Source organism: Pseudomonas sp. S3_C06 (assembly GCF_054667675.1).
The window spans coordinates 933,688-958,097 of the sequence record NZ_CP162747.1 but is presented as its reverse complement, the minus strand read 5'-3'; the positions used below and the strand labels follow the sequence as shown (position 1 = coordinate 958,097).

Below are 24,410 nucleotides of genomic sequence, written 5' to 3'. Positions count from 1 at the left end.
GGGTGTCGGCGCGTTGTTGGTGGGTGTTGGCGCGTGGCTGCGGCCGGGCGATCGCGGTGCGCCGTACAGCGAATATTTCCGCGCACTGAACAAAGAGTTAAAGGAAAACGGCCCGATGCGCCCGGTGCTGCTGATCGATCTCGATCGTCTCGATCACAACATTGATGTGGTGATGCAATCGGTCAAGCGCGGCGGCAAACAATTGCGTCTGGTGGAGAAGTCGCTGCCGTCACCGGGGCTGTTGAGCTACATCGCACAACGTGCCGGAACGCAGAAGCTGATGTCGTTTCATCAGCCGTTTCTCAATCACGATGCGCAGGTTTTTCCGCAGTCCGACATTCTGCTCGGCAAGCCATTGCCGGTGCGTTCGGCAGAGCTGTTTTATCAATCCCACAAAGGCCCGTTCGATCCCGCGAAGCAACTGCAATGGCTGCTCGACAGTCCTGAACGTTTGCAGCAATACCTTGCGTTGGCGCAGGGCTTGGGCACACGGATGCGCATCAACATCGAACTGGATGTCGGCCTGCATCGTGGCGGCGTCAGTGATGTGAATGTCCTTGGGCAAATGCTCACGCTGATCAGCGCCAACCCGCAGCATCTGGAATTCGCCGGGTTCATGGGTTACGACCCATTCGTGGGCATGGGCGTGCCGGGAGTTCTCGGCTCGCCCGAGGAGCTGTTCGCCAAGGTCATGGTGATTTATCAGCGCTGCGTCGATTTCACCCGGCAGCAATTTCCCGTGTTGTGGCATGACGGTTTGTGCCTGAACACCGCGGGCAGCCCGAGTTATCGCATTCACGAAAACGAGAAACTGAGTACCGAGGTTTCTGTGGGCACGGCGATGCTCAAACCGACGCACTATGATTTGCCATCGCTCACCGCGCATGTGCCCGCGACCTACATCGCCACGCCAGTTCTAAAAAGCACGGGGGCTGTGAACATCCCGGCGCTGGATGACAAGTCAAAACTGTTCTCGTGGTGGGACGCGAATCAGCGTCAGACTTTCTTCATCTATGGCGGCAACTGGATGGCCGAGTTCGAATCGCCCGCTGGTCTGCAAAGCAACGGCGTGTATGGCCGCAGCTCCAATCAGGAAATGGTCAATGGCTCCAGCGCCGTCGGCCTGACCATCGAAGATCAAGTCTTCCTGCGCCCGACCCAGACCGAAGCCGTGCTCCTGCAATTCGGCGATCTGCTCGCCGTGCGCAACGGCAAGATCGTCGACACCTGGCCCGTCTACACCTGACTTCCAACCACAAACAATCCCCTTGTGGGAGCGAGCCTGCTCGCGAAAGCGTCCCGTCAGTCACCTTCTAATTGACTGGCACACCGCTTTCGCGAGCAGGCTCGCTCCCACAGGGTTTTGTGTTGTCTGTTAAATCCCGATCAATTCTGTAATGAAGCTTTTATGACAAAAGTTCGGTAGCACATCGCCAGTCCGGTCATGCCTATGTAACGCGCTTGAGGGGCCCAACAGGGCGCTTTTCACAAGCCGAGGCGGGACGCCGGGAGTGAGGCAATGGGGACTATGGAACGCTACTCGAAAGTGGGCATGCAGGAACTCGATCAACGCCTGTCGAAGATCGTCGAAGCCGCGCGCAAGAAGCCGGTTTCGGTGTATCGCTACGGAGCGCCGTGGGTCTGGATCGTCTCGCAGGATGACTGGCAGGGCGCCTTGAAAGAGGTTTCCAGCTACATTCCGCCGGGCCATTCGCTGGTGTTGCTGCGCCCGCAGATCGACGATTTGCTCGATGCCCACCGCGAGCTCCTGCACGACCTCAATGCCGAGCCCGGCATGCTGATCCCCGCGCAAACGGTGATGCACATCCTGCTCCTGCAACTGCTGTATTCGGTGCCCAGCGAACAGCAACTGTATGAACAGCTCAACTACAACCTGCTGTTCCGCTGGTTCGTTGGCCTTGGCCTGAACCAGAAAGTCTGGAGCTTCAATGCCCTCAGTCGCGACATTGCCACGTTGCTCAACGAGCCACGGGCGGTGCTGCTCATTCAAAAAATCATTGGCGAAGTGTTCTGCGGCGCGTTGCTGCAAATGCCCGAGTTCTCGCTGAACTTCGCGCTTTTGCACACGTGGCTGGGCAAACACGCCTGCGCCTCGACAGCCAGCAATTGACGCCATACACGCGGCGTTCGAAACGCCAACAGGTCATCGCGAATTCAGGGGGTAGTGTGGAACCGATTTTCAAGTCACGGCTGGCGCTGTGGGGCTGGCTGCTGGTGACGGCGGGCGCGCAGCCGGCATTGGCCGAAGAGGCTGCCGAAAACGCGGCGGCCCAGCGTCTGGTCGACGTCAACGAATACTTCGTGCGCGGCAACACCGTGCTCGATGCGCGGGCGATTGAAGAAGCGGTGTACCCGTTCCTCGGCCCGCAAAAAGCCCTCACCGATATCGAAGCCGCGCGGGACGCCTTGCAGAAGGCCTATCAGGAGCGCGGCTATCAATCAGTGTTCGTCGAGCTGCCGGAGCAAGCGGTGGCCGACGGCATCGTCTACTTGCAAGTCAGCGAAACCAAGGTCGGCCGCGTGCGTGTGGTCGGCGCCAAACACTATTCGCCGCTGGATATTCGCGACGACGTCCCGGCGCTGAAGGAAGGCGAGGTACCGGACTTCGCCAAGGTCCAGGGCGAACTCGCGCAGCTCAACAAGACGCCGGGCCGGCAAGTGATGCCGCTGGTGCGCGAGGGTCAGCGCCCCGGCACCATGGACGTCGATTTGCAGGTCGAAGACCAGAATCCGTGGACCGCCAGCGTCGGCCTCAACAACGACTACAGCGCCGACACGGAAAAGCTGCGCACCGTCACCAGCCTCGGCTACAACAATCTCTGGCAGCTCGGCCACAGCATCTCGCTGACGTACTTCACCGCGCCGCAGGAAACCGACAACGCCAAGGTCTGGTCGGGTTCCTACACCGCGCCGCTGACCGATCGCTGGAGTGTGCAGTTCTCCGGTTACCAGTCCGACAGTAACGTCGCCACCATCGGCGGCAGCAACGTGCTCGGCAAGGGCCATTCCTATGGCGTGTCGGCGATTTACACGTTGCCATCGAGTGGCAACTGGTCGAACTCGCTGTCGGCCGGCATCGACTTCAAGGACTTCGACGAACGTCTGACCCTGTCCGGCGAGAGCGACAAAGTCCCGTTGCAATACGCACCGTTCACCTTCGCCTACAACGGCTATCGCTACACCGAGAAGAGCCAGCTCGGCCTCGGCCTGAGCCTGGTCGCCGCCACCCGTAGCATCTTCGGCTACGGCAGTTCCGACGAAGATTTCGACTACAAACGCTACCGCGCCAAACCGAGTTTCGCCGTGCTCAAGGGCGACACCAATTACACCTGGACCTTCGACAGCGACTGGCAGAGCGCGAGCAAAGCGGCGTTCCAGTTGGCGTCCGGGCCACTGGTTTCCAACGAACAATTCTCCGCCGGCGGCGCCACTTCAGTGCGCGGCTATCTGGCAGCCGAACGCACCGGCGATGACGGCTTGCTGCTCAGTCAGGAAGTGCGCACGCCGTCGCTGGCCAAGTACGCCGGCACGTGGATGCAGGACTGGCGTTTCTATGCCTTCGCCGAAGGCGCACAACTTTACCTGCGCGACGAACTGCCGGATCAGGACGCCAATTACGCCTTGGCCAGCGTCGGCCTCGGCACCCGCGCCAGCCTGAGCAAATGGCTATCCGGCAGCCTCGACTGGGGCTACCCGCTACTCGAAGGGCCGAACACCTCGAAACAGGAATCGCGCCTGCACTTCAACCTTCAAGCCACTTTCTGACAAGGAGCACGTTCATGCAGCGCCTCTTTCTTTCGTTGTTGATCTGCCTGGGCTTCGTGCTCCCGGCCACGGCTCAGGCCTGGTGGCAGGACGACTGGCACTACCGCAAACAGATTGCCGTCGACACCACGCCGCAAGGCGCGGCGATCAATCAGGCCCTCGGCCGCACCGCGTTACTGGTGCGCCTGCACACCGGCAACTTCACCTTCGATGGCGTGAAAGAGGACGGCGCGGATCTGCGCTTCGTCGCCGCCGATGACAAGACCGTGCTCAACCACCAGATCGAAAGTTTCGACGCGCTGATGGGCATGGCGCTGATCTGGGTCGATGTGCCGAATGTCGAGGGCGGTCAGCGCCAGGACATCTGGATGTATTACGGCAATCAGAAGGCCCCGGCGACCGGCAACGGCCAACTGACCTTTGATCCGAATTACACCGCGCTGTATCACTTCGACGGCGCCACCGGCACCCCGGCGAAAGACACCACCGCGTATGGCAACACTGCGCAAAGCGCGACCGGCGCGGCGATTGACGGCGTAGTAGGGCGCGCCTTGCAGTTCAGCGGCCAGCCGTTGTTGCTGCCGGCCAGCCCTTCGTTGCAACACAACGCCGGCAGTTCGTTCACCTTCAGTGCCTGGCTGCGCCTGGATCAAGCCAATGGCGAGCAACTGATTCTCGCCCGTCGCGAAGGCGCCAACAGTTTGCTGATCGGCGCCAACCAAGGCGTGCCGTTCGTGGAAATCGATGGCCAACGCGCTGTCGCCACGCAAGCGCTCAATCCCGGCCAATGGCAGCACGTCGCGCTGACCGCTGAAGGCGCGAAAGTGACCCTGTTCATCAACGGTCGCGAAGCGGCCACGCTCGCCCAGGCGATGCCGGCCTTCAACTCGGTCATGGCCATCGGCGCTGACGTGCACGAAGGTCCGTTCCAGCCGTTCGTGGGCGCTATCGATGAGTTGCGTCTGTCGAAGGTTTCGCGCCCGGCAGCGCTGTTGCTCGCCGACGCCACCTCGCAAGGCGCCGAGTCGAAACTGGTCGCTTACGGTGTCGACGAAGAACAATCCGGTTTCGGTTTCGGCAGCCTCGGCTTCCTGCTCAATGCGGTGCCAATCGACGCCTGGGTGATCATCGCCGTGCTGGTGCTGATGATGTTCCAGTCGTGGATCATCATGCTGCGCAAGAACCGCAGCCTCAGCCGCGTGTCTGCCGCCAACGAAGACTTCCGCGTGCAGTTCGCCAAGGTCGGCACACGTCTGGAGATGTTCGCCGACGACACGCAACTCGCCCAACGCCTGCAGCATTCGTCGCTGTGGCGCCTGTATCTGGTGGCAGTCAAAGAGATCCGCACCCGCCGCGAGCAGGGCGCTGATACCTCGTCGGTTTCCGCCGCAACCATCGAAGCGATCCGCTGCTCGATGGACGGCGTGCGCACCCGCGAAAACCAGCAACTGAGCTCGAAACTCTCGACCCTGTCCAACGCCATCGCCGGCGGCCCGTACATCGGCCTGCTCGGCACCGTGCTGGGGATCATGGTGGTGTTCCTCGGCACCGCAATGGCCGGCGACGTCAACATCAACGCCATTGCTCCCGGTATGGCCGCCGCGTTGTTGGCCACGGCAATGGGCCTGTTCGTCGCGATCCCGGCGTTGTTTGGCTACAACCGCCTGATCACGCGCAACAAGGAAGTCAGCGCCGACATGCGCGTGTTCGTCGATGAGTTCATCACCCGTCTGGCGGAGATGCACGGCGAGAGTCAGTTCAGTGAGTCGTCGCATCGCGGCCATCACGCCAACCACTCTCTACCGGCCTGAGGAGCACTGACATGGCGTCCGTAAATGCCTCCCACGACGATGACGAAGATGCAGCAGTGGACAGCATCAACATCACCCCACTGGTCGACGTGCTGATGGTGGTGCTGGTGATGTTCATCCTCACCGCCACCGCGCAGGTCTCCGGGATCCAGATCAACCTGCCCAAGGCCAGCGCTTCCGTGTCGCTGTCCGAGGCCAAGACCAAGGCGATTTCGGTCAACGACGGCGGTCAGGTGTTTCTCGACGCCTACCCGGTGACCCTCGCCGAGCTCGAAGAACGCCTGCGCATCGAGAAGGCGCAGAGCCCGGATTTCCCGGTGATCGTGCGCGGCGACGCGACGGTGCAGTACCAGAAAGTCATCGAAGTGCTGGATCTGTTGCGCCGGCTCGAACTGTCCCAGGTCGGTCTCGTCACCGGCAAACCGAGTCAGGGCTGAGTCATGACCGCACAACTCCCGATCGAGCCGCTGCCGGTGAAAAAGCCAGTGCTGCGTTATGCGAAGTGGGGCGCCGGCTTGCTGATCGGCGCGCTCGCTGCGTGGTTTTTGTGGCAGTGGGCCAATGACATGAGCGGCATCCGCCGCGAAGCGCCGAAGGTGCCGACGATCATTCCGTTGCCGCCACCGCCACCTCCGCCGCCGGAAAAACCGCCAGAACCAGAAACTCCGGTGGAGGAAAAAGTCGTCGAGCCGGAGCCAACGCCCGAGCCAGAAGAGGTCAAGCCCGAGGAAGAAGCGCCGCCATCCCCGGCGGACGATCTGGCCAACCCGATGCAAATGGACGGCGATGCTCAAAGCGGCAGCGACGCCTTCAACATCGGCGCGGGCAAGGGTGGCGGCATGGCCGGAGCTGGCGGCGGACGTTTGGGCACGGGGACGTACAGCCAGTTTCTGGCGTTCACCTTCCAGCGCTTGCTGCGTGAAAACCCCGAACTGCGCAACCTTGCGTTTTCGCTGCAGGCCGATGTCTGGCTGAGCAGCGTTGGCGAGATCACCCGGGTCGAGCTGATCAAGTCCAGCGGCAATCCCGAAATCGATACTCAGGTGCTGGCGGCGCTGCGCGGTGCCCCGGCGCTGAGTGAACGGCCACCGGCCTCCATCACGTTGCCTGTGCGCCTGTCCCTGCAAGGGCGGCGTCCGGGTTAATTCACTTATTTACGCTTTGCCAAAAGGAGTTGTGTGCAGATGATTTCCAACGTGAATCGATTGTCCCTGGCGGTCGGCATGGTCATTGCGACCCTGGTCGGTCAGGCCGTGGCAGCGCCCGCGCCCTCGGAGAACGCCACGATCAATCTGATCCGCTTGCTGGTCGAGCAGGGCATTTTGAAACAGGACAAGGCCGACGCGCTGATCGCTCAGGCGCAGAACGAAGCGGCGCAGGCCAAACAAGCTGCGGCATCCACCGCCGTGGCGGCCGGGCCAGTGGCGGCGCCGGGCGATGTCCGTGTGCAATACGTGCCGGCAGCGGTGCGCGACCAGATCCGCGACCAGGTCAAAGCCGAAGTCATGGCCACTGCCAAACAGGAAAACTGGGCCGCGCCCAACAGCTTCCCGGAATGGGCGGCGCGCATCAGTTTCGACGGCGACATTCGCTTGCGCAACGAATCGCGCTACTACTCGGACAGCAACAGCAACGAGATCGTCGACTTCGCCAAGCTCAACAACAACGGCCCGTACGACGTCAATCCGAACAGCAGCACCAATCTGCCGCCGCTGCTCAACACCCGCGAAGACCGCACCAATCAGTTCCGCATCCGCGCACGGTTGGGCATGAAAGCGGAGATTTCACCGCAATGGACCGCCGGTATTCGTATCGGCACCGGCTCGGACAACAACCCGGTGTCGACCACACAAAGCCTCGGCGGCGGTTTCGCCAAGAAGGACATCTGGCTCGATCAGGGCTATCTGAACTGGAAGCCTACGGATGAATTGACTCTGACCGGCGGGCGCTTCGCCAACCCGTTCATGTCCACCGACATGCTCTATTCCAACGATTTGAATTTCGACGGCGTGGCAGCGATTTTCGACCACAAGCTCAACCGCGATTGGGGTGTGTTCGGCACCGTCGGTGCGTTCCCGGTGGACTACACCAACGACACCGCCAGCAGCAACGGCTTCGACAAGGAAGAGAGCGACAACAAGTGGCTGTACGGCGCGCAGATCGGCGCCAAATGGGCGATCAACAGTAACAACCGCTTGAAAGGTGCGCTGGCTTACTACCGTTTCGACGACATTCAAGGCCAGCGTTCCAGCCCTTGCGAACCGTGGGCCGGCGCGCCGGGTTGCGACAGCGATGGCAGCCGCGCGGCGTTCATGCAGAAGGGCAACAGCGTGTTCTTGCTGCGCGACATCACGCCGAATCCGCTCAACCCGACCACCACGCCGCAGCCGCAGTTTGTTGGCCTCGCTTCGGAGTTCAATCTGCTTGATCTGAACGTGGTGTGGGACGCCGACCTGCCGGAAGACTTCAAACTGCGCAGCCAGGGCAACTACATCCACAACCTCGCCTACGACGAAGGCGACATGCGCAAGCGTTCGGCCGGGCAGATCGTCAACAACCTCGACAGCAACGGCGACATCGAAAGCGGCGCCAATGCGTGGATGGTGCAGTTCACCCTCGGCAGCGCGCTGGACCTGAAAAAGCAGGGCGACTGGAACATGTTCGCTGGCTACAAGTACATCCAGCCCGATGCCTTGCCGGACGGCTTCAACGACTCCTCGTTCCACCTCGGCGGCACCAATGCCAAGGGTTACTTCATCGGCGGCAACTACGGTCTGGCGAAGAACGTTTACGCCACCGGTCGCTGGATGAGCACCGAAGCGGTGTACGGCGCGCCGTTCGACATCGACGTCTTGCAGCTTGAGATCAACACGCGCTTCTAAGGCGCCGGGAGAGGGTTATGAAAACGCGTTTGTTGTGGCTGAGCCTCGGCTTGTTGTGCGCTACCGGTGCGAACGCCGAAGGCATGGAAGAACGCCTGCGCACGCAATTGCGCAGCACCACGCAACAGTTGCAGGCCCTGCAAAGTCAGCAGGCCCAGGCCAGCGCCGCGCAACTGGCGGCGCAAAACGAAGCCAAGGCTGCGCAGGCGCAAATCAAGCAATTGAGCGCTGAGCTGGCCAAGGTCAAAGGCGTTGCCGAGCAATTGGCCGGACAGCAACAGAGCCTGCACAGCCAGGCGCAGGCACAAGTGGCGGCCAGCGCCGAGCAGACCGGCAAGTTCAAAAAGGCCTATGACGAGTTGCTGGTCATGGCCCGTGCCAAAGAGGCAGAACGGTCTAAGCTTCAAGCGCAATTGGCTGAACGTGACACACAAGTGCAGCAATGTTCAGTCAAGAATCAGCAGATGTACGGCGTTGCCAAGCAGATCCTCACTGCCTACGAAAACATCGACGTGGCCGAGGTGATGAAGATCCGCCAGCCCTTCGCGGGCAGCGCCCGGGTCAAGTTCGATGAACTGGCCCAGGGGTTCGGCGATGACCTTTACAAGACTCAATTCGACGCGCCGCAAGCCGCGCTCGCACACTGATGAACAAGGAAGAAACAATGACTCAATTGATCAGCCACGTATCGCCAAAATCCCTGACCGAAGTCCTGCAAGCTGCGGGTTATCGCGTCAACGAAACCGAGCAGAACGGTATTGTTCAGTTGCTCAGCGCCAGCCAGGGCATCGGCTACGCCGTGCGCTTTGGTAATCCGGCGGTGGAGCAGGGCAGCTACGTCGATTTCACTTTCAGCTGTGCGCTGCGGGTGCAGGGTGAGTTGCCACAGGGTGTGGCCGAGCAGTGGAACGCCAGCCGCCGGTTTGCGCGGTTGTCGTTGCAGGGCGAGTTTCTGGTGATGGAAATGGACGTGGTGGTGGCGGCGGGCGTGAGCAATGATCACCTGCGTGGCAACTTGGAATTGTGGGATCGCCTGCTGCAAGAGTTTATCGTTTATCTGCGTGACTTCACCCAGAACGGCAGCGCGCAGACCGCCAAAGTCGCCGTCGCTGAGCAAGAGGAAGTCGCGCTGTGAAAAAGCCTGCCATGGTGATCAGCGCTGCGGCAGTGGCGCTGTTGGTGGTGACCGTGGCGCTGGTGGTGCGGCCGGGCAGTGACCCGGTCGCCGCCCAGCAATCGTCGTCTGTGGCGGTGGTTGCAACGGGGCCGGCGGTGGCGCGGTTGGGTAATCAGCAGGTAACCCCTGCGGAACTTCAAACGTTGCTGGCGACAGTCCCGCCAGAGACCCGCGAACAATTGCGTGGTAATCGGGAAGCGCTGGAGCGCTGGATTCGCACGCGTCTGGCCGAGAAAGCGGTGCTGGAACAGGCCGATGCCCAAGGCTGGGCGCAGCGCCCGGACGTTGCCCGGCAGACCCGTGCGGCGACTGAGCAGATTGTGTTCCATGATTACTTGCGTTCGGTCAGCCAAGTGCCGGCGGATTATCCGAGTGCAGCGGAATTGCAGCAGGCTTATGACGCGGGCAAGGCAAGCTGGCAGACCCCGGCGTTGTATCGGGTCAGTCAGATTTTCCTCGGCGTCAATGATCCGCAGAATCTTGAATCGGTGCGCAAGCAGGCGCTTGACCTGAGCAAAAAAGCCCAGGCGACGCCTGCGGAATTTGCCGCGCTGGCGACTCAATATTCGCAGGATCGCGTCACCGCTGAACGCGGCGGCGATAGCGGTCTGCAACCGTTGCAGCAATTGGTGCCGGAAGTGCGAAGCGCCGTGGCGCGGCTCAAGGTTGGCGCCGTCTCTGATCCCGTCCAAAGTGCCGCCGGGTTCCATGTGATCAAGCTCACCGAGCAACAACCCGCCCGTACCGCAACCCTCGATGAACTGCGCGATCAACTGACCCAGGCCTTGCGTGCGCAACGCCAGGAGCAAATCGCCCAAGCCTATCTGGACGGCATGCTCAACACCGCAACACTGAGCATCGACGGCGCTGAACTCAACAAAGTCCTAGAGGAAAAACACTGATTTCACCTACACCACAAACCCCCTGTAGGAGTGAGCCTGCTCGCGATAGCGGTGGGTCAGGTTAGTCAATGTCAACTGACCGGACGCTATCGCGAGCAGGCTCACTCCTACAGGGAGCTGCGTAAGACAAATACAAAGATCGACAGGGAGTCATCGATGTCATTCACCGAACCCGCAGGACGACAGGGCAACCCCGATTACCACTGGCCACACGACAACAGCGAACCGTGGCTCGCACACGCCGCGACCATCGACGCCGACGTCGCCCAATACTTCCTGGTCAGCGCCCGCTGCGGCTGTTTCATGCAAGCCGCACGCAGCCTCAACGTGCGCTCGACCTTGCTGCGCAAACAACTCGCGCAGCTTGAGCATGAACTGCAACACACGCTGTTCAGCTTCCAGGGCAGCGCCCTGAGCCTGACCCGCGAAGGCCAGCAACTGCAGGCCAAACTCGTGGCGCTGGCCAACGAACGCAAACTCCCGGTGATCGAACAACCATTGATTCGCCTCGCCGTCGCCGAATCGATCCTCCACGACATCCTCGGCCGCGACCTCATCGCACTGCTGCGCCGCAACGCCAGCGTACGCCTGGAAATCATCGCGCTGGACAGCGAACTGTCCCTGCGCGCGGTCAGCGCCGACATCGTCCTCTGGCTCGCCCACGGTGACACCCCACACCCCGGCCCGACCTTCGCCACCAGCGAACCGCAAGCGCTGGCGCGCCTCGACTACCTGCCACACATCGCCAAACGCTACTCCCGCGTCACCGCCCGCCCGGACACGCCTGATGACCTCGCCGATTTCATGCTCGTGCAATGGCAGCACGATCGGCAGATCGACAGCTTTCGTCCGTGGAATGAACTGGTTGAACAGCGCCTGGCCGGGGTGGTGCAGATGCAGTCGTATGAATTGATGCTGGAGATGATTCGCTGCAGCGCGTGCATAGGTTTGCTGCCGGCGTATATGAGCCGGTTTGATCGTGGTCTGATTGCGCTACCCGGATTATTCGCCGAACCCATGCAATTGCAGGCGTGGCTGGCGGTCAACGCGGACTCACAAAATATCAGCGAAGTCCAAACCCTGACCGACCTCATCCACCACACCTTCAACGAACGCCACGAATGGTTTCAGTCCTGAACGAGATTCCCCTGGAAACCAGCCTGCTGGCGATGACTATCATCACTGATGAGATGTGGGCACACCGCGAACCCTGTGGAAGCTGGTTTGCCAGCGATGCCAGCGATGCCAGCCTGACAGCCGCCGCATCGACAAACTCGACACAAAAACAAAACCCGCCGCCCCGATGAGTCGGAACGGCGGGTTTCGTTTGTCTGAAGATTGCTGCGCCTGTCATTCAGCCTTCGGGGGCAAGCCCGTTCTCACACATTCGGCGGTGCAAACGCAGCCGTGGGAACGATCATCGGGAGGAGGCGCTACTGCGGCAATTCCAGATTATCCATCACCCGATTCACCGCCAGTTCGCCCAGCATGATCAGTTGCGCGATCCCCAACAGCGTCCTGCGCTGTGACGCGGGTATGAGGTGGGCGAAGTCATGGGCGATGGTTCTGGCGCAAGCGAGCGTTTCGCTGGCATCGGCCAGCAGTTCTTCGTTTTTGAAGTCGGCGGTGACGGCGTACATCCGGCGGGTCTTGCGCGGTGGCGGCGTGGAGCCGGGTGGGCAGAGGTAGTGATCGAGGGCGCGGTCGGCGGCTTCGTGGAGTTTTTTCGAATCGAGGGATTCGTAGGGGGAGGTGGGGTCGGTTTCGGGAGGGTTGGGTGTTGGTTTGATCATGGTGAAGCTCCTTGATTGTTGGAGCCGCCACATTTCGCTGCGAAACGAAGAGAGGTGGCAGCTGTACGCAGGTTCGCAGACCGGGAATCAAGGAACCCGGCATACCCGAAGGTATCCCGCGCACAGCCGCCATGAAGCACCGTTGCATAAATCTTGATAGCAACGATTGGGAGCGCTGTGCGCCTTGATTGGTCCGGGCTGCGAAACCCGATCGCTGATTCGTCAGCGACCGCACCACAATAGAACCCGACTCCAAGGCGCACAAGCCGGCGGATTCTGGCTTGGCTGTAGGTAATGGCGCAAGGGTTTGTAGCCTGCGAGAGTGTCTGGATTTGTCTGTTACACACCGCTGTTTAATGGGGCAGATAATTAAATCTGCTCCGGTTTTTGCTGGTTATTATTGATTATTTGAATAAGGCGTACGCGCTATGTTCGAGACTTGACGCTTCCAAATAGCTGTTGTTGGTTTTGAGGTTAAGGACGTAGTGGTAACCACTACCACTACTACCTGCTGTTGATGTCCATGTGTCACCAGCGCTGTTTGGTTCCGATTCATATACTTGGCGTAGGCTCTGCAACTCAACCAGTGATGGTAGAATTCCGCCAGCATTACTCGCTTCTATCTTAGCGGTTGGGTGACTTAGTCTTCCTCCTATGTATTTCCACTCGTAGAAAGTCCCGGATGTTGTGAGTTCAAACTTCCTGGTTGTTCCAGTGCTGTCTGTCACGCTGATCTCAGTTTCACCGTTTCTATAAGCGTAAACTCTCCCGTCCTTGTTTACAGAAGCCACGTTTGTATTGTCGGATTTATATTGATAGGGCGGTATGCCGTTTTTGGCTGGGCGATCCAGAAAGGAACCGGCGGAAGGGTTAACGGGCTCAAAATCTGGATGGTCGGAGAAGATGTGCCGGAATGCACTGATTGAAGCCGGTCGCTCGTCAAATTCCAAATCAGACCCAGGGCTCTTTATGGTGAAGAACCGAATATTCGAGTCCAGCCCCGCACCATACAGTGCACGAGCCTTGAGCACGTACGTACCTTTACTCAAGTTCGCTAGCGGCTGTACCCAATCACCATTAGGGTCGACGTTGACCTCGTCTTTGGGTTGCTCATTCTCAAAGATCTGAATTTTATGATTGGCCTTCGCAGTGCCACTGAGCACTACAGAAGTGTCTTCAATCACCGCACCGTTATTGATTTCACCGTTCTGGCCTAATACCGAAACAATTGCCGGCCGCACATCCGCTTGCGCTGCCTCTACCGTAAACGTCCGTGCCACAGAGACTTGCCCCGAGCCATACAACGCCTTGGCCGTAAAACTGTGCGCACCTTCCTGCAGCCCGGCTACTTTATGGCTCCACTGACCGTTCCCATCGGCAGTGGCCTTTCCCTTGGATTCAGTCCGGTTATCGAGCACCTCGATCTGCAATCCCTTGCTCGCTGTGCCGGCCAGTGTGCCTGCCGTTTCCTCAGTGGAGGTGCCATCGGGAATCTCGGCACCGCTCGGAGAGCCCTTGACCGAGGTGATGACCGGCTTCAGATCCTCCACCGCCTTGACGATATAGATGCGATCCTGAAAACGTACTGCTTTGCTTTCATCGGTACTGCCATCAAAGCCCACCTTGAATTCGATCCGCAGCCGGGCTCCATCGGCCAACCCTTGCAGTTCGGTCACGGGGGTATTCGGAGACATGCCACCGGGTACCCCTTCCGCGGGCACCGGTGTCGCCTTGTAGGTCTCGCTGATCGGATTGGCGTTACCGTCCACAAAGTAACGCAGCCAAAGCGTTTGCCCTGCACGAATCAAGGGCCAAGCGGCAATGAGGGTCTGGGCGTTGGCCGGTAGGTTCGTGACCTCCAACTCAGGGCCGGTGTTACCGTTGATGATCGCGCTAGGTAGGGCCGAGTCCCCATCCCGAATCGGCAGCACCGCCAGGTCAAATTTGTCCGAGTCTTGCTCCGTCCCGCCGCGTTTGACCCCGTAGCTCAGGTTGACCAGCTTATCCAGGTTACGTGCCACCAGCGCATTCGGTAGCGGGACCTCCAGACTCCCTTGGGCCGTTACCGGGATCCACGCGGTGCTATGACTCCCCTCTCCGGGCGTGCCCGCCCAGGTCATTTTCACGGACGTGCCGGTCATGTTGTCGTAAGCCGGGATGACCCCTGTCAAGGTGTCCCTGGCCGCGAGCGGGTTGAGGCTGTTGCCATTCGCCTCCTTGACCCCGGGCACCTTCAAGTCCAGCGCCACCCCGACACTGAACTCCAACGTATCCGAATAACTCGTCCCGCCCGCCGCGCGCTCGATCTGGTAATACGCCTTCACTGTCCCGCCTTCATTGCCCTTGATCAGTTCGGCCTTGATGGTGAACGGCACAGGCTGGCCGGCGGTGATGGCACTGAGTTTGACCCAGTCGTTGCTTACGCCAGTGATCGAGCCTTCCCAGAAGCGGGTGACGATGTCGTCCTTGAACGTCTTGAGGTAGTTCACGGTCAGCGTGGTGCTGCTGGTATCGGCTGGCAGGGCGCCGTTGACCACCCCGTCAACTGTCGGCTCAGGCAATTCCTTGCGTGGTTCGCCGATCTGCAGGATGTCGGCATGTTTCGACTCGCGGATGGCGCGGGTCTGCTGGAACCGATCCATCTGGTTGAACACCGAATCTTCAACGAGCAACTGGTAATACAGCTCCAGCTTGCCGCCGTTGATCGGTGTCAGGTGCTTCTTGTCGACGATAATCAGCAGCGGCTCCTTGGCGTCGTAATCGCCTTGGGTAATCAGCCGCGGCGGCAGGGTAGGCAGGTAGGCTTCCAGGTCCGGGCGGGTGCCGAGCCAGAACAGGTTGATGACCTGACCTGCGGAGAACGAGGCGTCGAACGGAACTTCGATGCGCACTTGTGGCAGTAGCGGGTCCAGTGCACCTTGCTTCGCGTCCAGAGCCACGGGCGCCTCCAGCCGCTGCACCTCGCCGACGACGCTGATGAACTGGGTTTTGGCAGGTAGATCAGCAGAGCCATCGGCCTTTTTCAGGCGATAGGACAGGGCGATCTGGCTTTTTGCCAATTGGCGCAGGAGGCTATTGGCGATTTTGGTTTCATGGGTGGTCGGCACGCTGACCAAGGCTTCACCCGGCACTTCAATATCAACCGGCGGGCCTTCTTGTGGTGTTCCCTTGATTGTCAGGATGGGGATGTCGCCGACCTTGAACGAGGAGCCTAACACCCAGACCTGCGCGGTGCCGTCGGCGTCGCCCAGTTTGTCGACGTCCAGCACATTGTTCAGCGCCTCCTTGAGCAATGGCGCGACCAAGCGCGTTGTGTCCACTGCCACCAACACCCGTTGTTCGACACTCCAGTCCGACGATCGATTGTCGACCAGATCGTAAACCTCGAAAACCACAGCCAGACCCGAGTCGTCGGAGTCGCCGGCCTTGCGGATTTTGCCTTCCTCGATCTTCACGGTGATTAAGTCCGTGCCATCAGCCTGCGCTTGGGTCAACGGGGCGCTGAGTACAAATACGCCGCCCCAGCTAACCCGGATCACATCGCCGGCCGCGGCGAATGGATAGGGTGGCTTGCCATCGGCGTTGCCGATGGTGATCAGTACGCCAGCGGCGACGTTATCCATGTCGATGCCATCCTTGAGAATCTCCTCAGGGATGGTCATGACCAGATCCGGATGCCCCGGCTCTTCGCTATGATCCTCGCCACCTGGGCGAGTGAGCTTGACCAGCACCTGCATCTCTAGCGAATCTTCGGCCGTCCCGCCCAGGCGGGTAACGCTGTAGGACAAGGTGTATGTGCCCTCGGTGATATGCCGCGCCTCCACGAACATTTGCAGCTCGGTGCCGACTTCGTTCTCATCAACGGTTTTTGGCAATATCTCCTGGGTCTTGTCCTTGTAGATCACCAGTTTGTCGAGGCGATTCATCGGCGCCCAAGGCCCGGCCTGGCACAACAGACCCTGACGCGGAAAATTGTCCAGCGCCGCGGCGCGGTTGATACCCCAGACCTTGGGCGTTTCGGACACTGGCCCGGTACGGCCGGGGATCTTGAGTTCATTGAGGATCAGTGGGGCGTTGTCAGGCTGGTCTTTGGCGGACATGGGAGGGGGACTCCGTAGCGGAAAGTGACGGAGTGATTGAACGGCTAAAAGTTAGTTTGCGCACCTGTCAGATCTGACAGGTGCGAGCTCAAATCCGACGGGCGGTAGAGGAGTGGCTGAGTTGCAGGTTTGTGTCAAATAACGCAAACGGTGAATGACAGATCGCTTTCGCGAGCAGGCTCGCTCCTACAGTAGTTACTCTCGCCAGACAGACAATCGGCGGTTTAGAGTGGTCGGCCACACATCGATCCAGGAAGGATCCGCCATGCCCGATCACAACGCCGCCATTCACATCGAACGCTTCAGCGAGTCGCACCTCGAGGCTGTCACTGCGCTCTACAACGAGCGGGCTGTCACCCGGCAGGTGTTGCAGATGCCGTTTCAGTCCGTCGACGTCTGGCGCCAACGGCTGCTGGTGGAAAATGAACGGGTGTTGAAGCTGGTCGCGTTGCATCAGGGCCAGGTCATCGGCCACCTGGGGCTGGAAAACTATTCGCGGATTCGTCGCAGTCATGCCGGCAGTGTCGGTATGGCAGTCGCCGTGGCGTGGCAAGGCAAAGGCGTGGGTTCGATGCTGTTGGCGGCGGCGCTGGACGTCGCCGACAACTGGATGAATCTGCACCGCGTCGAACTCTCGGTTTACGCCGACAATGAGGCAGCCATCGGCCTCTACCGCAAATTCGGTTTCGAGGACGAAGGCCTGTTTCGCGATTACGCGGTACGCGACGGGCAGTGGGTGGACACCCTGAGCATGGCCCGTTTGCGCAGTCGTCCGAAGACCTGAATCAGTCGCCCAAGGCAAACGCCACCGCCGACTGTGCATGCAGTTCGGTGGTGTCGAGCAGGGGCAGGGCGCTGTGTTCGGGTTTGATCAACAGGCCGATTTCCGTGCAACCGAGGATGATTGCCTGCGCGCCACGCGCGGTGAGGGATTCGATCACTCGTTGATAGATTTGCCGAGACTGATCGCTGATCACGCCGACGCAGAGTTCGTCGTAGATGATCCGGTGCACGTCCTTGCGCTCTGTTTCGTCCGGCACCAACACGGTCAAACCCTTGGCGACCAGGCGTTGCTTGAGAAAGTCCTGTTCCATCGTGAATGCAGTGCCGAGCAATCCGACCGTGCGTGCATCTATGTTTAAAGCCGCCTGCGCGGCCGGTTCGGCAATGTGCAGAAACGGAATGCTGATCGCCGCCTGAATCTGCTCGGCGACCTTGTGCATGGTGTTGGTACACAGCACCACACATTCCGCGCCTCCCGCTTCCAGCCTGCGCGCAGCATCGACCAGAATCGCCGCCGCATCGTCCCAGCGCCCGGCGTGCTGGGCCTGTTCGACGGGGCCGAAATCGACGCTGTGCATCAGCAATTGCGCCGAGCGCAACGGGCCGAGACGATCACGGACTTGCTGATTGATGAGTCGATAGTATTCGGCGCTGGATTCCCAGCTCATGCCGCCGATCAGGCCGATGGTGCGCATTGGATGTCCTCAGGCAAATGACAGTGTCGAGTGTTCAGGTCTGACGGGAGTTTCCTGTTGTTCATGCTTCGATACCAGCAGCAAGTGACTGTACCGCTGATCTTTCACGCAAGTGTCATGGTGCTTTGTCGGGGCGGGTGCAGGTTAAACGTACGCCGGGGCTGGTATCTGCCACTATCGACCTTTGCAGGTCCTTTCCGAGGAACACCGCTATGGACGATGTACAACAACTGGGCGAAATGCTTCGTCATTACGCCGAGAGCGAAGCGCACAAGAAGCAACTGTTCGAGACGCAATCGGCGGCTTGGGCTACACGGATTACCGCGTTGTTCGGTGATATTCAGCAATGGCTGGAACCGGTACAGGCACCGAATCTGCTGGAGGTGAGTCGTGAGGCGTATGTCGCGTTCGGGCCGAGCACGCCGGTGGAGACCTCGACCTTCAAGACAGAGAAGCTGAGCATTGTGATTGCCGGTAAACCGGTGGAGTTTGTGCCGGATGTGATGGGCAGTGGCGGGCAGATTTCATTGGCGGTGATGGGGTTGACGGCGGCGCGTTATGGCAGCATTTCGCTGGTGGGATTGGCGAATGGTGAGTGGCAGTGGCGCAAGACCAATGGTTTGAAGGATCCGGATACGTTTGCCTTTGATGCTAACTTTCTCGCCCAGCAGTTGCAGAGCTTGATTCCTCGCGAACGCGGTTAAGATCAAGAGCTTACCCCCTCACCCCAGCCCTCTCCCCCAAGGGGGCGAGGGGAAAGGGAGCCGATCTTCATTGGTTTTGAGATTGCATTCACCTTGGATATTTCAGGTCGGTGTAACCCGAATAATCAGCTCGGTCAGTTCCCGCTCCCTCTGGGGCGAGGGGGGGGAAAGGGGGCAGACCGAGTGCTGTTCAGAACCTGAGTTCAACTTGATATTTCAGGTCGGTGTAACCCGAACAAACGACTCGGTCAGTTCCCTCTCCCTCCGGGAGAGGGCTAGGGTGAGGGCAACCCACCTGACACACCTCACATCTCCAGATTGACCCACCCCGGCTTCGCCACCTCCGGCGCCACCGCTTTCACGGTTTTTCCGGTAGCCAGCTCCACCCGCCGCGCCACCTCCGGGTCATCGGCAAACGGCACCATGCTCGCTTCATCCAGACTGTCCGCCGTCTCCCGTCGCAAGCAGTACTCCACCGCCAGCCACAGGAACACCACGCCCAACACATCAAAGAAAATCTCCATCACGAGCGGCTCCCTGCCTCAGGCGATCTGCGCTTCACGTTGGGCCAGTGCGACGTCGGCGACCCGCACCGTACGCCACACGTTGTAAGCCATCAGCAACATCCCCGTGAGGAAGAACACCCCGCCGGCAAAGCGCACGATGAATCCCGGATGACTGGCCTGCAGCGCCTCGACAAACGAATAGGTCAGCGTGCCGTCCTCGTTGATCGCCCGCCACATCAGGCCTTGGGTGATGCCGTTGACCCACATTGAGGCGATGTACAACACCGTGCCAATCGTGGCCAGCCAGAAGTGCAGGTTGATCAGCGGCGTGCTGTACATCTGCTCGCGGCCAAACACTTTGGGCACCATGTGATAGGTCGCGCCGAAGGTGATCATTGCCACCCAGCCCAAGGCGCCGGCGTGCACGTGGCCGATGGTCCAGTCGGTGTAGTGGGAGAGGGCGTTGACGGTTTTGATCGCCATCATCGGCCCTTCGAACGTCGACATGCCGTAGAACGCCAGCGACAGCACGAGGAAGCGCAGGATCGGATCGGTGCGCAACTTATGCCAGGCGCCGGACAAGGTCATCATGCCGTTGATCATCCCGCCCCAGCTCGGCGCGAGCAGGATCAGCGACATGGCCATGCCCAGCGACTGCGCCCAGTCCGGCAGCGCGGTGTAGTGCAAATGGTGCGGGCCGGCCCAGATGTACAGGGTGATCAGCGCCCAGAAATGCACGATCGACAAGCGATAGGAATACACCGGCCGATTGACCTGTTTCGGCACGAAGTAATACATCATTCCGAGGAACCCGGTGGTCAGGAAGAAGCCCACCGCGTTGTGCCCATACCACCACTGCACCATGGCGTCGGTAGCCCCGGAATACACCGGATAGGATTTGAACCAGTCCACCGGAACTGACAGGTGGTTGACCACATGGAGCATGGCGATCACCAGAATGAACGCGCCGAAAAACCAGTTGCCGACGTAGATATGCTTGGTCTTGCGCTGCACCACGGTGATGAAAAACACGATGGCGTAGGCGACCCAGACCACGGCCATCCATACTGCGCCGGAGAATTCGATCTCGGCGTATTCCTTGGTGGTGGTGTAGCCCATTGGCAGGGTGATCAGCATGATCACAATCACCGATTGCCAGCCCCAGAAGGTGAACGCGGCGAGTTTGTCCGAATACAGCCGCACCTGGCAGGTCCGCTGCACCGCGTAGTAACTGGCGGCGAATTGCGCGCTGCCGGCGAAACCGAAAATCACCAGGCTGGTGTGCAGCGGGCGCAAGCGGCCGAAGGTGGTCCACGGCAGATCCAGGTTCATCTCTGGCCAGACCAGTTGCGAGGCGATCAAAACGCCCATTGCCATGCCCACCACACCCCAGAAAATTGTGGCAATGACGAATTGGCGGACGACCTTGTAGTTATAAGCCTGTCCGATTGTTGCTGTGCTCATGGTCAGTTCATCCACGGTTGCAAAGTCTTGCCAGGCCACCCGGTCTGGCATGAGCTGCACTGTAGAAACCCCGCCAGAAACAAAACAGGCTCAGGAATCTTTGATTTGTGCGGATCAGATTGAAGGGCTGACTGCGGCGTTCTGCCGCGCCCTGATATGGTTTTTATCGCCTCAGGTGAATCTGTAACGTGCTGCGCTGCTTCGTCATAGTGCTCTGAAGAAAACTGTGGGAGCGAGCCTGCTCGCGAATGCGGTGTGTCAGCCAACAATGCAGTTGCCTGACACACCGCATTCGCGAGCAGGCTCGCTCCCACAGGAATAACTGATGAGGTGGCGGCATGTATCAATACGATGATTACGACCGGGCGCTGGTGTTCGAGCGCGTTGCGCAGTTTCGAGATCAGGTCGAGCGCTTCATGGCCGGGGAACTGAGCGAAGAGGAGTTTTTGCCGCTGCGCCTGCAAAACGGCTTGTACATGCAAAAGCACGCCTACATGCTGCGCGTGGCGATTCCCTACGGCACGTTGAACGCCAAGCAGATGCGCACGCTGGCGAGCATCGCCAGCGACTATGATCGCGGTTACGGCCACTTCACCACGCGGCAGAACATGCAGTTCAACTGGATCGAACTGAGCGACGTGCCGGATATTCTCGAACGTCTGGCGCAGGTCAACATGCATGCGATCCAGACCTCCGGCAACTGTGTGCGCAACATCACCACCGAGGCGTTCGCCGGGGTCGCGGCGGACGAGTTGATCGACCCGCGTCCACTGGCCGAGATTCTGCGGCAGTGGTCGACGATCAATCCGGAATTCCTGTTTCTGCCGCGCAAATTCAAGATTGCCATTTGCTCGGCGAAGCAGGATCGCGCGGCGATCATGATGCACGACATCGGCCTGTATCTTTACCCCGGTCGCGACGGGCAGATGTTGCTGCGAGTGATCGTCGGCGGTGGTCTGGGACGCACGCCGATTCTTGGTTTGCAGATTCGCGAAGGCTTGCCGTGGCAGCATTTGTTGTCCTACGTTGAGGCCGTTTTGCGGGTGTACAACCGCCACGGCAGGCGCGACAACAAGTACAAGGCGCGGATCAAGATTCTGGTCAAGGCGCTGGGCATCGAGGCGTTTGCCAAGGAAGTCGAAGAGGAATGGCAGCACCTCAAGGACGGCCCGGCGCAGTTGACCGAGGCCGAATACCAACGGGTCGCCAGTGCCTTCGTGCCGCCGGTTTATCACACCCTGGCCGACACCGATCTGGACTTCGGCACACGCCTGGCGGAAAGCCCGGCGTTTGCTCGTTGGGTCGCGCGCAACGTGCAGACGCACAAAGTGCCGGGTTACACCAGTGTGGTGTTGTCGACCAAACCGGGCATGGCGTCGCCGCCGGGAGATGTCACCGGTGTGCAGATGCTGGCGGTGGCCGACTGGTCGCAACGTTTCGGTTTTGGCGAGATTCGTATCGCCCATGAGCAGAACATCGTCCTGCCCGACGTGGCGAAAACCGACCTCTTTGCTTTGTGGCAACTGGCGTGCAAACACGATCTGGGCAGCGCCAACGTCGGCCTGCTCACCGACATCATTGCCTGCCCCGGCGGCGATTTCTGTGCACTGGCCAACGCCAAATCGATCCCGATCGCCCAGGCGATTCAGGCACGTTTCGATAATCTCGATTACCTACATGATTTGGGCGATATCAGCTTGAACATCTCCGGCTGCATGAACGCCTGCGGTCACCACCACATCGGCAATATCGGCATCCTCGGCGTCGATAAGAACGGCAGCGAGTGGTATCAGATCACCCTCGGCGGCGCCCAAGGCAAGCACAGCGCGCTGGGCAAAGTCATCGGCCCGTCGTTCAGCGCTGCCGAAGTGCCGCAGGTGATCGAGCGGATCATCGGCACGTTTGTGCGCTATCGCGAGCACGAAGAGTTGTTTGTCGACACCGTGGCGCGAATCGGGATGGAGCCATTCAAGGAGCGGGTCTATCCGAAGACGCTGGAGGCCACGGCATGAATAATCTGTTGCGGCTGGAGCAGGGCGTGGCGCGGATAGTGACAGACGATCCGTGGACGTTGGTGCGTGAGCCATCGACGCCAAGGCCTGATGGTTTGTTGATGCTGCCGCTGGGGCATTGGCTGGAATCGCCGTCGACCCACGCCGTGTGGCTGGGCCCGGACGATGACGTTGAAAGCCTGGTGCCGTGGTTGCGATCGTTGCCGCTGATCGCGCTGGACTTCCCGAGTTTTCGCGACGGCCGCGCTTACAGCCAGGCGTATCTGCTGCGCAGTCGTTTCGGCTGGGCAGGGGAGTTGCGTGCGATTGGCGACGTGTTGCGTGATCAGCTCAGCCATATGCGCCAGTGCGGGTTCGACAGTTTTGCGGTGCGCGAGGACAAATCTGCCGAGGATGCGCTGAAGGGGTTGGCCGGCATGAGCGTGTTGTATGGGCGTTCGGTGATCGAGCCGCGTCCGCTTTTCCGTCGGCGTTGACGGTTAAAAAAGATCGCAGCCTGCGGCAGCTCCACAGTGGATCGCGTGTAGGAGCTGCCGCAGGCTGCGATCTTTTGATCTTCGATGTACACCGGGGAAACCCCTAGAAACCTGACGAATCAGGCATTTTCCCTTGGGTCGATGGTGGCCTTTTGGTAGAGTCGCCGTCGCCAGCGGGTTTTCGGCTGGACGATGGAACCGAAGAAGGGAGTCTGATCAGTGAGTCCGGGCAAAAAAATCCTCGGCCTCACAGCGTTGCTGTTGATGGTGACGCTGTGGGCCAGTTACTTTTACGTATTCAAGGAAAACCGCAGCGGCCAGCTCGGCGGTGTCGGCGAAAGCACCGCGTGGTGCGGCACGCCACCGTCCACGGAAGCGGCGTTGCTGGGCAAGGACCAACTGACCTTGCGCGTGACCAATAACCTGCGCGGCGAGTTCATGCTCAGCGGTTCCCTGGTGGTTTCGGAGCGCACCTTCAACCGTTACGACCTGGGTCGCAATGAACTGCGCCTGCGTCTGGAACCCTTGCAGTGGTCCTACGGCGTCACGCCGATCTTCCTTGAGCAGGTCAAGGTTCAACCGCTGAGCCGTAACCTGTCGGCCACCAACAAAAGCGCCTACGCCGAACTCGAACCGCGCCCGATCGGCATGCAGGGTCAGGTCACCGAATTCCCTTTCGACACCTATCGCTACGGCTATAAACCGGTGCTCTATTACCTCAAGGGCAGCGAGCGCGTAGACCTGCGCTTCAAGAACATCACCACGTTGATGGAGATGTCCAACACCTTCACACCGATCCAGAAGTACAACCGCGTCGACTACATCAACGAGAACAACTCGATGATCCGCGATGACGACTACAAGGCTTACGGCCCGCACGAATGTGCGTTTAGCGTCGAGCGCAAAGGTTCGTTCAAGGTTGTCGTGTTGTTGCTGCTGTTGGTGCTGTGCCTGCCGTTGTTGCTGGTGTTCTACCGTAATGAACCTGGGATCGACTTCCTCGCCACGCTGTTGGGCGCTGCGATCGTGCGGGTGCTGCTGATCGGGCCGGTGCAGGATTTTCAGCTGTACAACATCGACTTCCTGTTGGGTGCGGCGATCTTGCTGGTGGGCACGGTGTCGCTGATCAAGGCGATGCACATCAACAGCCGGCGCGAGATGGCGTTGCGTAGTGGTGAGACTTCTTCCTGGTAAATCGGTTGAACCTTGAAAAGCCCCTCACCCTAACCCTCTCCCAGAGGGAGAGGGGACTGACCGAGTTGTCTGGCGAGCGACACCGACGTGAAAAACCGAGTCGATTATGGATTCAAAGCCAATCG

The 24,410-nt window shown here is 59.9% G+C and carries 22 protein-coding genes; 17 read left to right on the top strand and 5 right to left on the bottom strand.

Annotated elements, in window-relative coordinates:
• Positions 1-37 precede the first annotated feature (37 nt).
• The 12 genes from AB4N44_RS04060 to AB4N44_RS04005 all read left to right on the top strand — a co-directional run bounded on the left by AB4N44_RS04060 (position 38) and on the right by AB4N44_RS04005 (position 11,865).
• The gene (locus tag AB4N44_RS04060) at positions 38-1,246 is read left to right on the top strand and encodes a DSD1 family PLP-dependent enzyme (protein WP_177413906.1); all 1,209 of its coding nucleotides are present in this window, start codon (positions 38-40) and stop codon (positions 1,244-1,246) included.
• Positions 1,247-1,519: 273 nt separating this feature from the next.
• Positions 1,520-2,131, top strand: a complete 612-nt coding sequence (locus AB4N44_RS04055; RefSeq protein WP_007915478.1) for a transposase — start codon at positions 1,520-1,522, stop codon at positions 2,129-2,131.
• Positions 2,132-2,187: 56 nt separating this feature from the next.
• Entirely contained in the window at positions 2,188-3,786 is a 1,599-nt protein-coding gene (locus AB4N44_RS04050) for a ShlB/FhaC/HecB family hemolysin secretion/activation protein (protein WP_127928078.1), read from the top strand.
• Positions 3,787-3,800: 14 nt separating this feature from the next.
• Positions 3,801-5,597 (top strand): DUF2341 domain-containing protein, encoded by a 1,797-nt coding sequence (locus AB4N44_RS04045; RefSeq protein WP_127928076.1) that lies wholly within the window; start codon positions 3,801-3,803, stop codon positions 5,595-5,597.
• A gap of 11 nt (positions 5,598-5,608) precedes the next feature.
• Entirely contained in the window at positions 5,609-6,034 is a 426-nt protein-coding gene (locus tag AB4N44_RS04040; RefSeq protein WP_007915482.1) for an ExbD/TolR family protein, read from the top strand.
• A gap of 3 nt (positions 6,035-6,037) precedes the next feature.
• Positions 6,038-6,742: an energy transducer TonB family protein gene (locus tag AB4N44_RS04035; protein ID WP_127928074.1), complete on the top strand. Its 705-nt coding sequence runs from the start codon at positions 6,038-6,040 to the stop codon at positions 6,740-6,742.
• Positions 6,743-6,781: 39 nt separating this feature from the next.
• The gene (locus AB4N44_RS04030; protein WP_122608459.1) at positions 6,782-8,479 is read left to right on the top strand and encodes a putative porin; all 1,698 of its coding nucleotides are present in this window, start codon (positions 6,782-6,784) and stop codon (positions 8,477-8,479) included.
• A gap of 17 nt (positions 8,480-8,496) precedes the next feature.
• Positions 8,497-9,126 carry a DNA repair protein gene (locus tag AB4N44_RS04025; protein WP_460110117.1) on the top strand — a complete coding sequence of 210 codons (630 nt, stop codon included), beginning with the start codon at positions 8,497-8,499 and terminating at the stop codon, positions 9,124-9,126.
• Positions 9,127-9,143: 17 nt separating this feature from the next.
• The gene (locus AB4N44_RS04020) at positions 9,144-9,614 is read left to right on the top strand and encodes a YbjN domain-containing protein (protein ID WP_122595734.1); all 471 of its coding nucleotides are present in this window, start codon (positions 9,144-9,146) and stop codon (positions 9,612-9,614) included.
• The gene (locus AB4N44_RS04015; protein WP_460110119.1) at positions 9,611-10,558 is read left to right on the top strand and encodes a peptidylprolyl isomerase; all 948 of its coding nucleotides are present in this window, start codon (positions 9,611-9,613) and stop codon (positions 10,556-10,558) included. Before AB4N44_RS04020 ends, AB4N44_RS04015 begins: the two co-directional genes overlap by 4 nt.
• A 156-nt stretch (positions 10,559-10,714) precedes the next feature.
• Positions 10,715-11,695: a LysR substrate-binding domain-containing protein gene (locus AB4N44_RS04010; RefSeq protein ID WP_460110121.1), complete on the top strand. Its 981-nt coding sequence runs from the start codon at positions 10,715-10,717 to the stop codon at positions 11,693-11,695.
• On the top strand, positions 11,680-11,865 hold the full coding sequence (locus AB4N44_RS04005; RefSeq protein ID WP_150751066.1) for a hypothetical protein: 186 nt from the start codon (positions 11,680-11,682) through the stop codon (positions 11,863-11,865). The genes AB4N44_RS04010 and AB4N44_RS04005 overlap by 16 nt, the downstream gene beginning before the upstream one ends.
• A 126-nt stretch (positions 11,866-11,991) precedes the next feature.
• Here the strand turns inward: AB4N44_RS04005 and AB4N44_RS04000 are convergent, their stop codons facing one another.
• Together AB4N44_RS04000 and AB4N44_RS03995 are read right to left on the bottom strand one after the other, a co-directional pair.
• Positions 11,992-12,351: a DUF6124 family protein gene (locus AB4N44_RS04000; RefSeq protein WP_460110123.1), complete on the bottom strand. Its 360-nt coding sequence runs from the start codon at positions 12,349-12,351 to the stop codon at positions 11,992-11,994.
• A gap of 404 nt (positions 12,352-12,755) precedes the next feature.
• Positions 12,756-16,451, bottom strand: a complete 3,696-nt coding sequence (locus AB4N44_RS03995; RefSeq protein ID WP_460110125.1) for a hypothetical protein — start codon at positions 16,449-16,451, stop codon at positions 12,756-12,758.
• Between the two features lie 265 nt (positions 16,452-16,716).
• Here AB4N44_RS03995 and AB4N44_RS03990 point away from each other — a divergent pair, with 265 nt between their 5' ends.
• Complete coding sequence (locus tag AB4N44_RS03990; protein ID WP_316916492.1) at positions 16,717-17,235, top strand: GNAT family N-acetyltransferase; 519 nt, start codon at positions 16,717-16,719, stop codon at positions 17,233-17,235.
• Between the two features lies 1 nt (position 17,236).
• Here AB4N44_RS03990 and AB4N44_RS03985 read toward each other — a convergent pair whose 3' ends face one another.
• Positions 17,237-17,929 carry an aspartate/glutamate racemase family protein gene (locus AB4N44_RS03985; protein ID WP_460110127.1) on the bottom strand — a complete coding sequence of 231 codons (693 nt, stop codon included), beginning with the start codon at positions 17,927-17,929 and terminating at the stop codon, positions 17,237-17,239.
• Between the two features lie 212 nt (positions 17,930-18,141).
• On the opposite strand from AB4N44_RS03985, the gene AB4N44_RS03980 reads away from it, so the two are divergent.
• Positions 18,142-18,633 (top strand): hypothetical protein, encoded by a 492-nt coding sequence (locus tag AB4N44_RS03980; protein ID WP_460110128.1) that lies wholly within the window; start codon positions 18,142-18,144, stop codon positions 18,631-18,633.
• 305 nt (positions 18,634-18,938) lie between these two features.
• On the opposite strand, the gene AB4N44_RS03975 is transcribed toward AB4N44_RS03980, so the two are convergent.
• Together AB4N44_RS03975 and ccoN are read right to left on the bottom strand one after the other, a co-directional pair.
• On the bottom strand, positions 18,939-19,157 hold the full coding sequence (locus AB4N44_RS03975; protein WP_123375400.1) for a cbb3-type cytochrome c oxidase subunit 3: 219 nt from the start codon (positions 19,155-19,157) through the stop codon (positions 18,939-18,941).
• An 18-nt stretch (positions 19,158-19,175) separates the two neighbouring features.
• Positions 19,176-20,603, bottom strand: coding sequence for a cytochrome-c oxidase, cbb3-type subunit I (gene ccoN / locus AB4N44_RS03970; RefSeq protein WP_460110130.1), 1,428 nt, complete (start codon positions 20,601-20,603; stop codon positions 19,176-19,178).
• A gap of 338 nt (positions 20,604-20,941) precedes the next feature.
• Between ccoN and AB4N44_RS03965 the strand changes: the two genes are divergently transcribed.
• The 3 genes from AB4N44_RS03965 to AB4N44_RS03955 all read left to right on the top strand — a co-directional run bounded on the left by AB4N44_RS03965 (position 20,942) and on the right by AB4N44_RS03955 (position 24,285).
• Entirely contained in the window at positions 20,942-22,615 is a 1,674-nt protein-coding gene (locus AB4N44_RS03965; RefSeq protein ID WP_460110132.1) for a nitrite/sulfite reductase, read from the top strand.
• Positions 22,612-23,091, top strand: a complete 480-nt coding sequence (locus AB4N44_RS03960; RefSeq protein ID WP_127928050.1) for a DUF934 domain-containing protein — start codon at positions 22,612-22,614, stop codon at positions 23,089-23,091. The genes AB4N44_RS03965 and AB4N44_RS03960 overlap by 4 nt, the downstream gene beginning before the upstream one ends.
• Positions 23,092-23,310: 219 nt before the next feature.
• The gene (locus AB4N44_RS03955; RefSeq protein ID WP_460110134.1) at positions 23,311-24,285 is read left to right on the top strand and encodes a hypothetical protein; all 975 of its coding nucleotides are present in this window, start codon (positions 23,311-23,313) and stop codon (positions 24,283-24,285) included.
• Positions 24,286-24,410 lie beyond the last annotated feature (125 nt).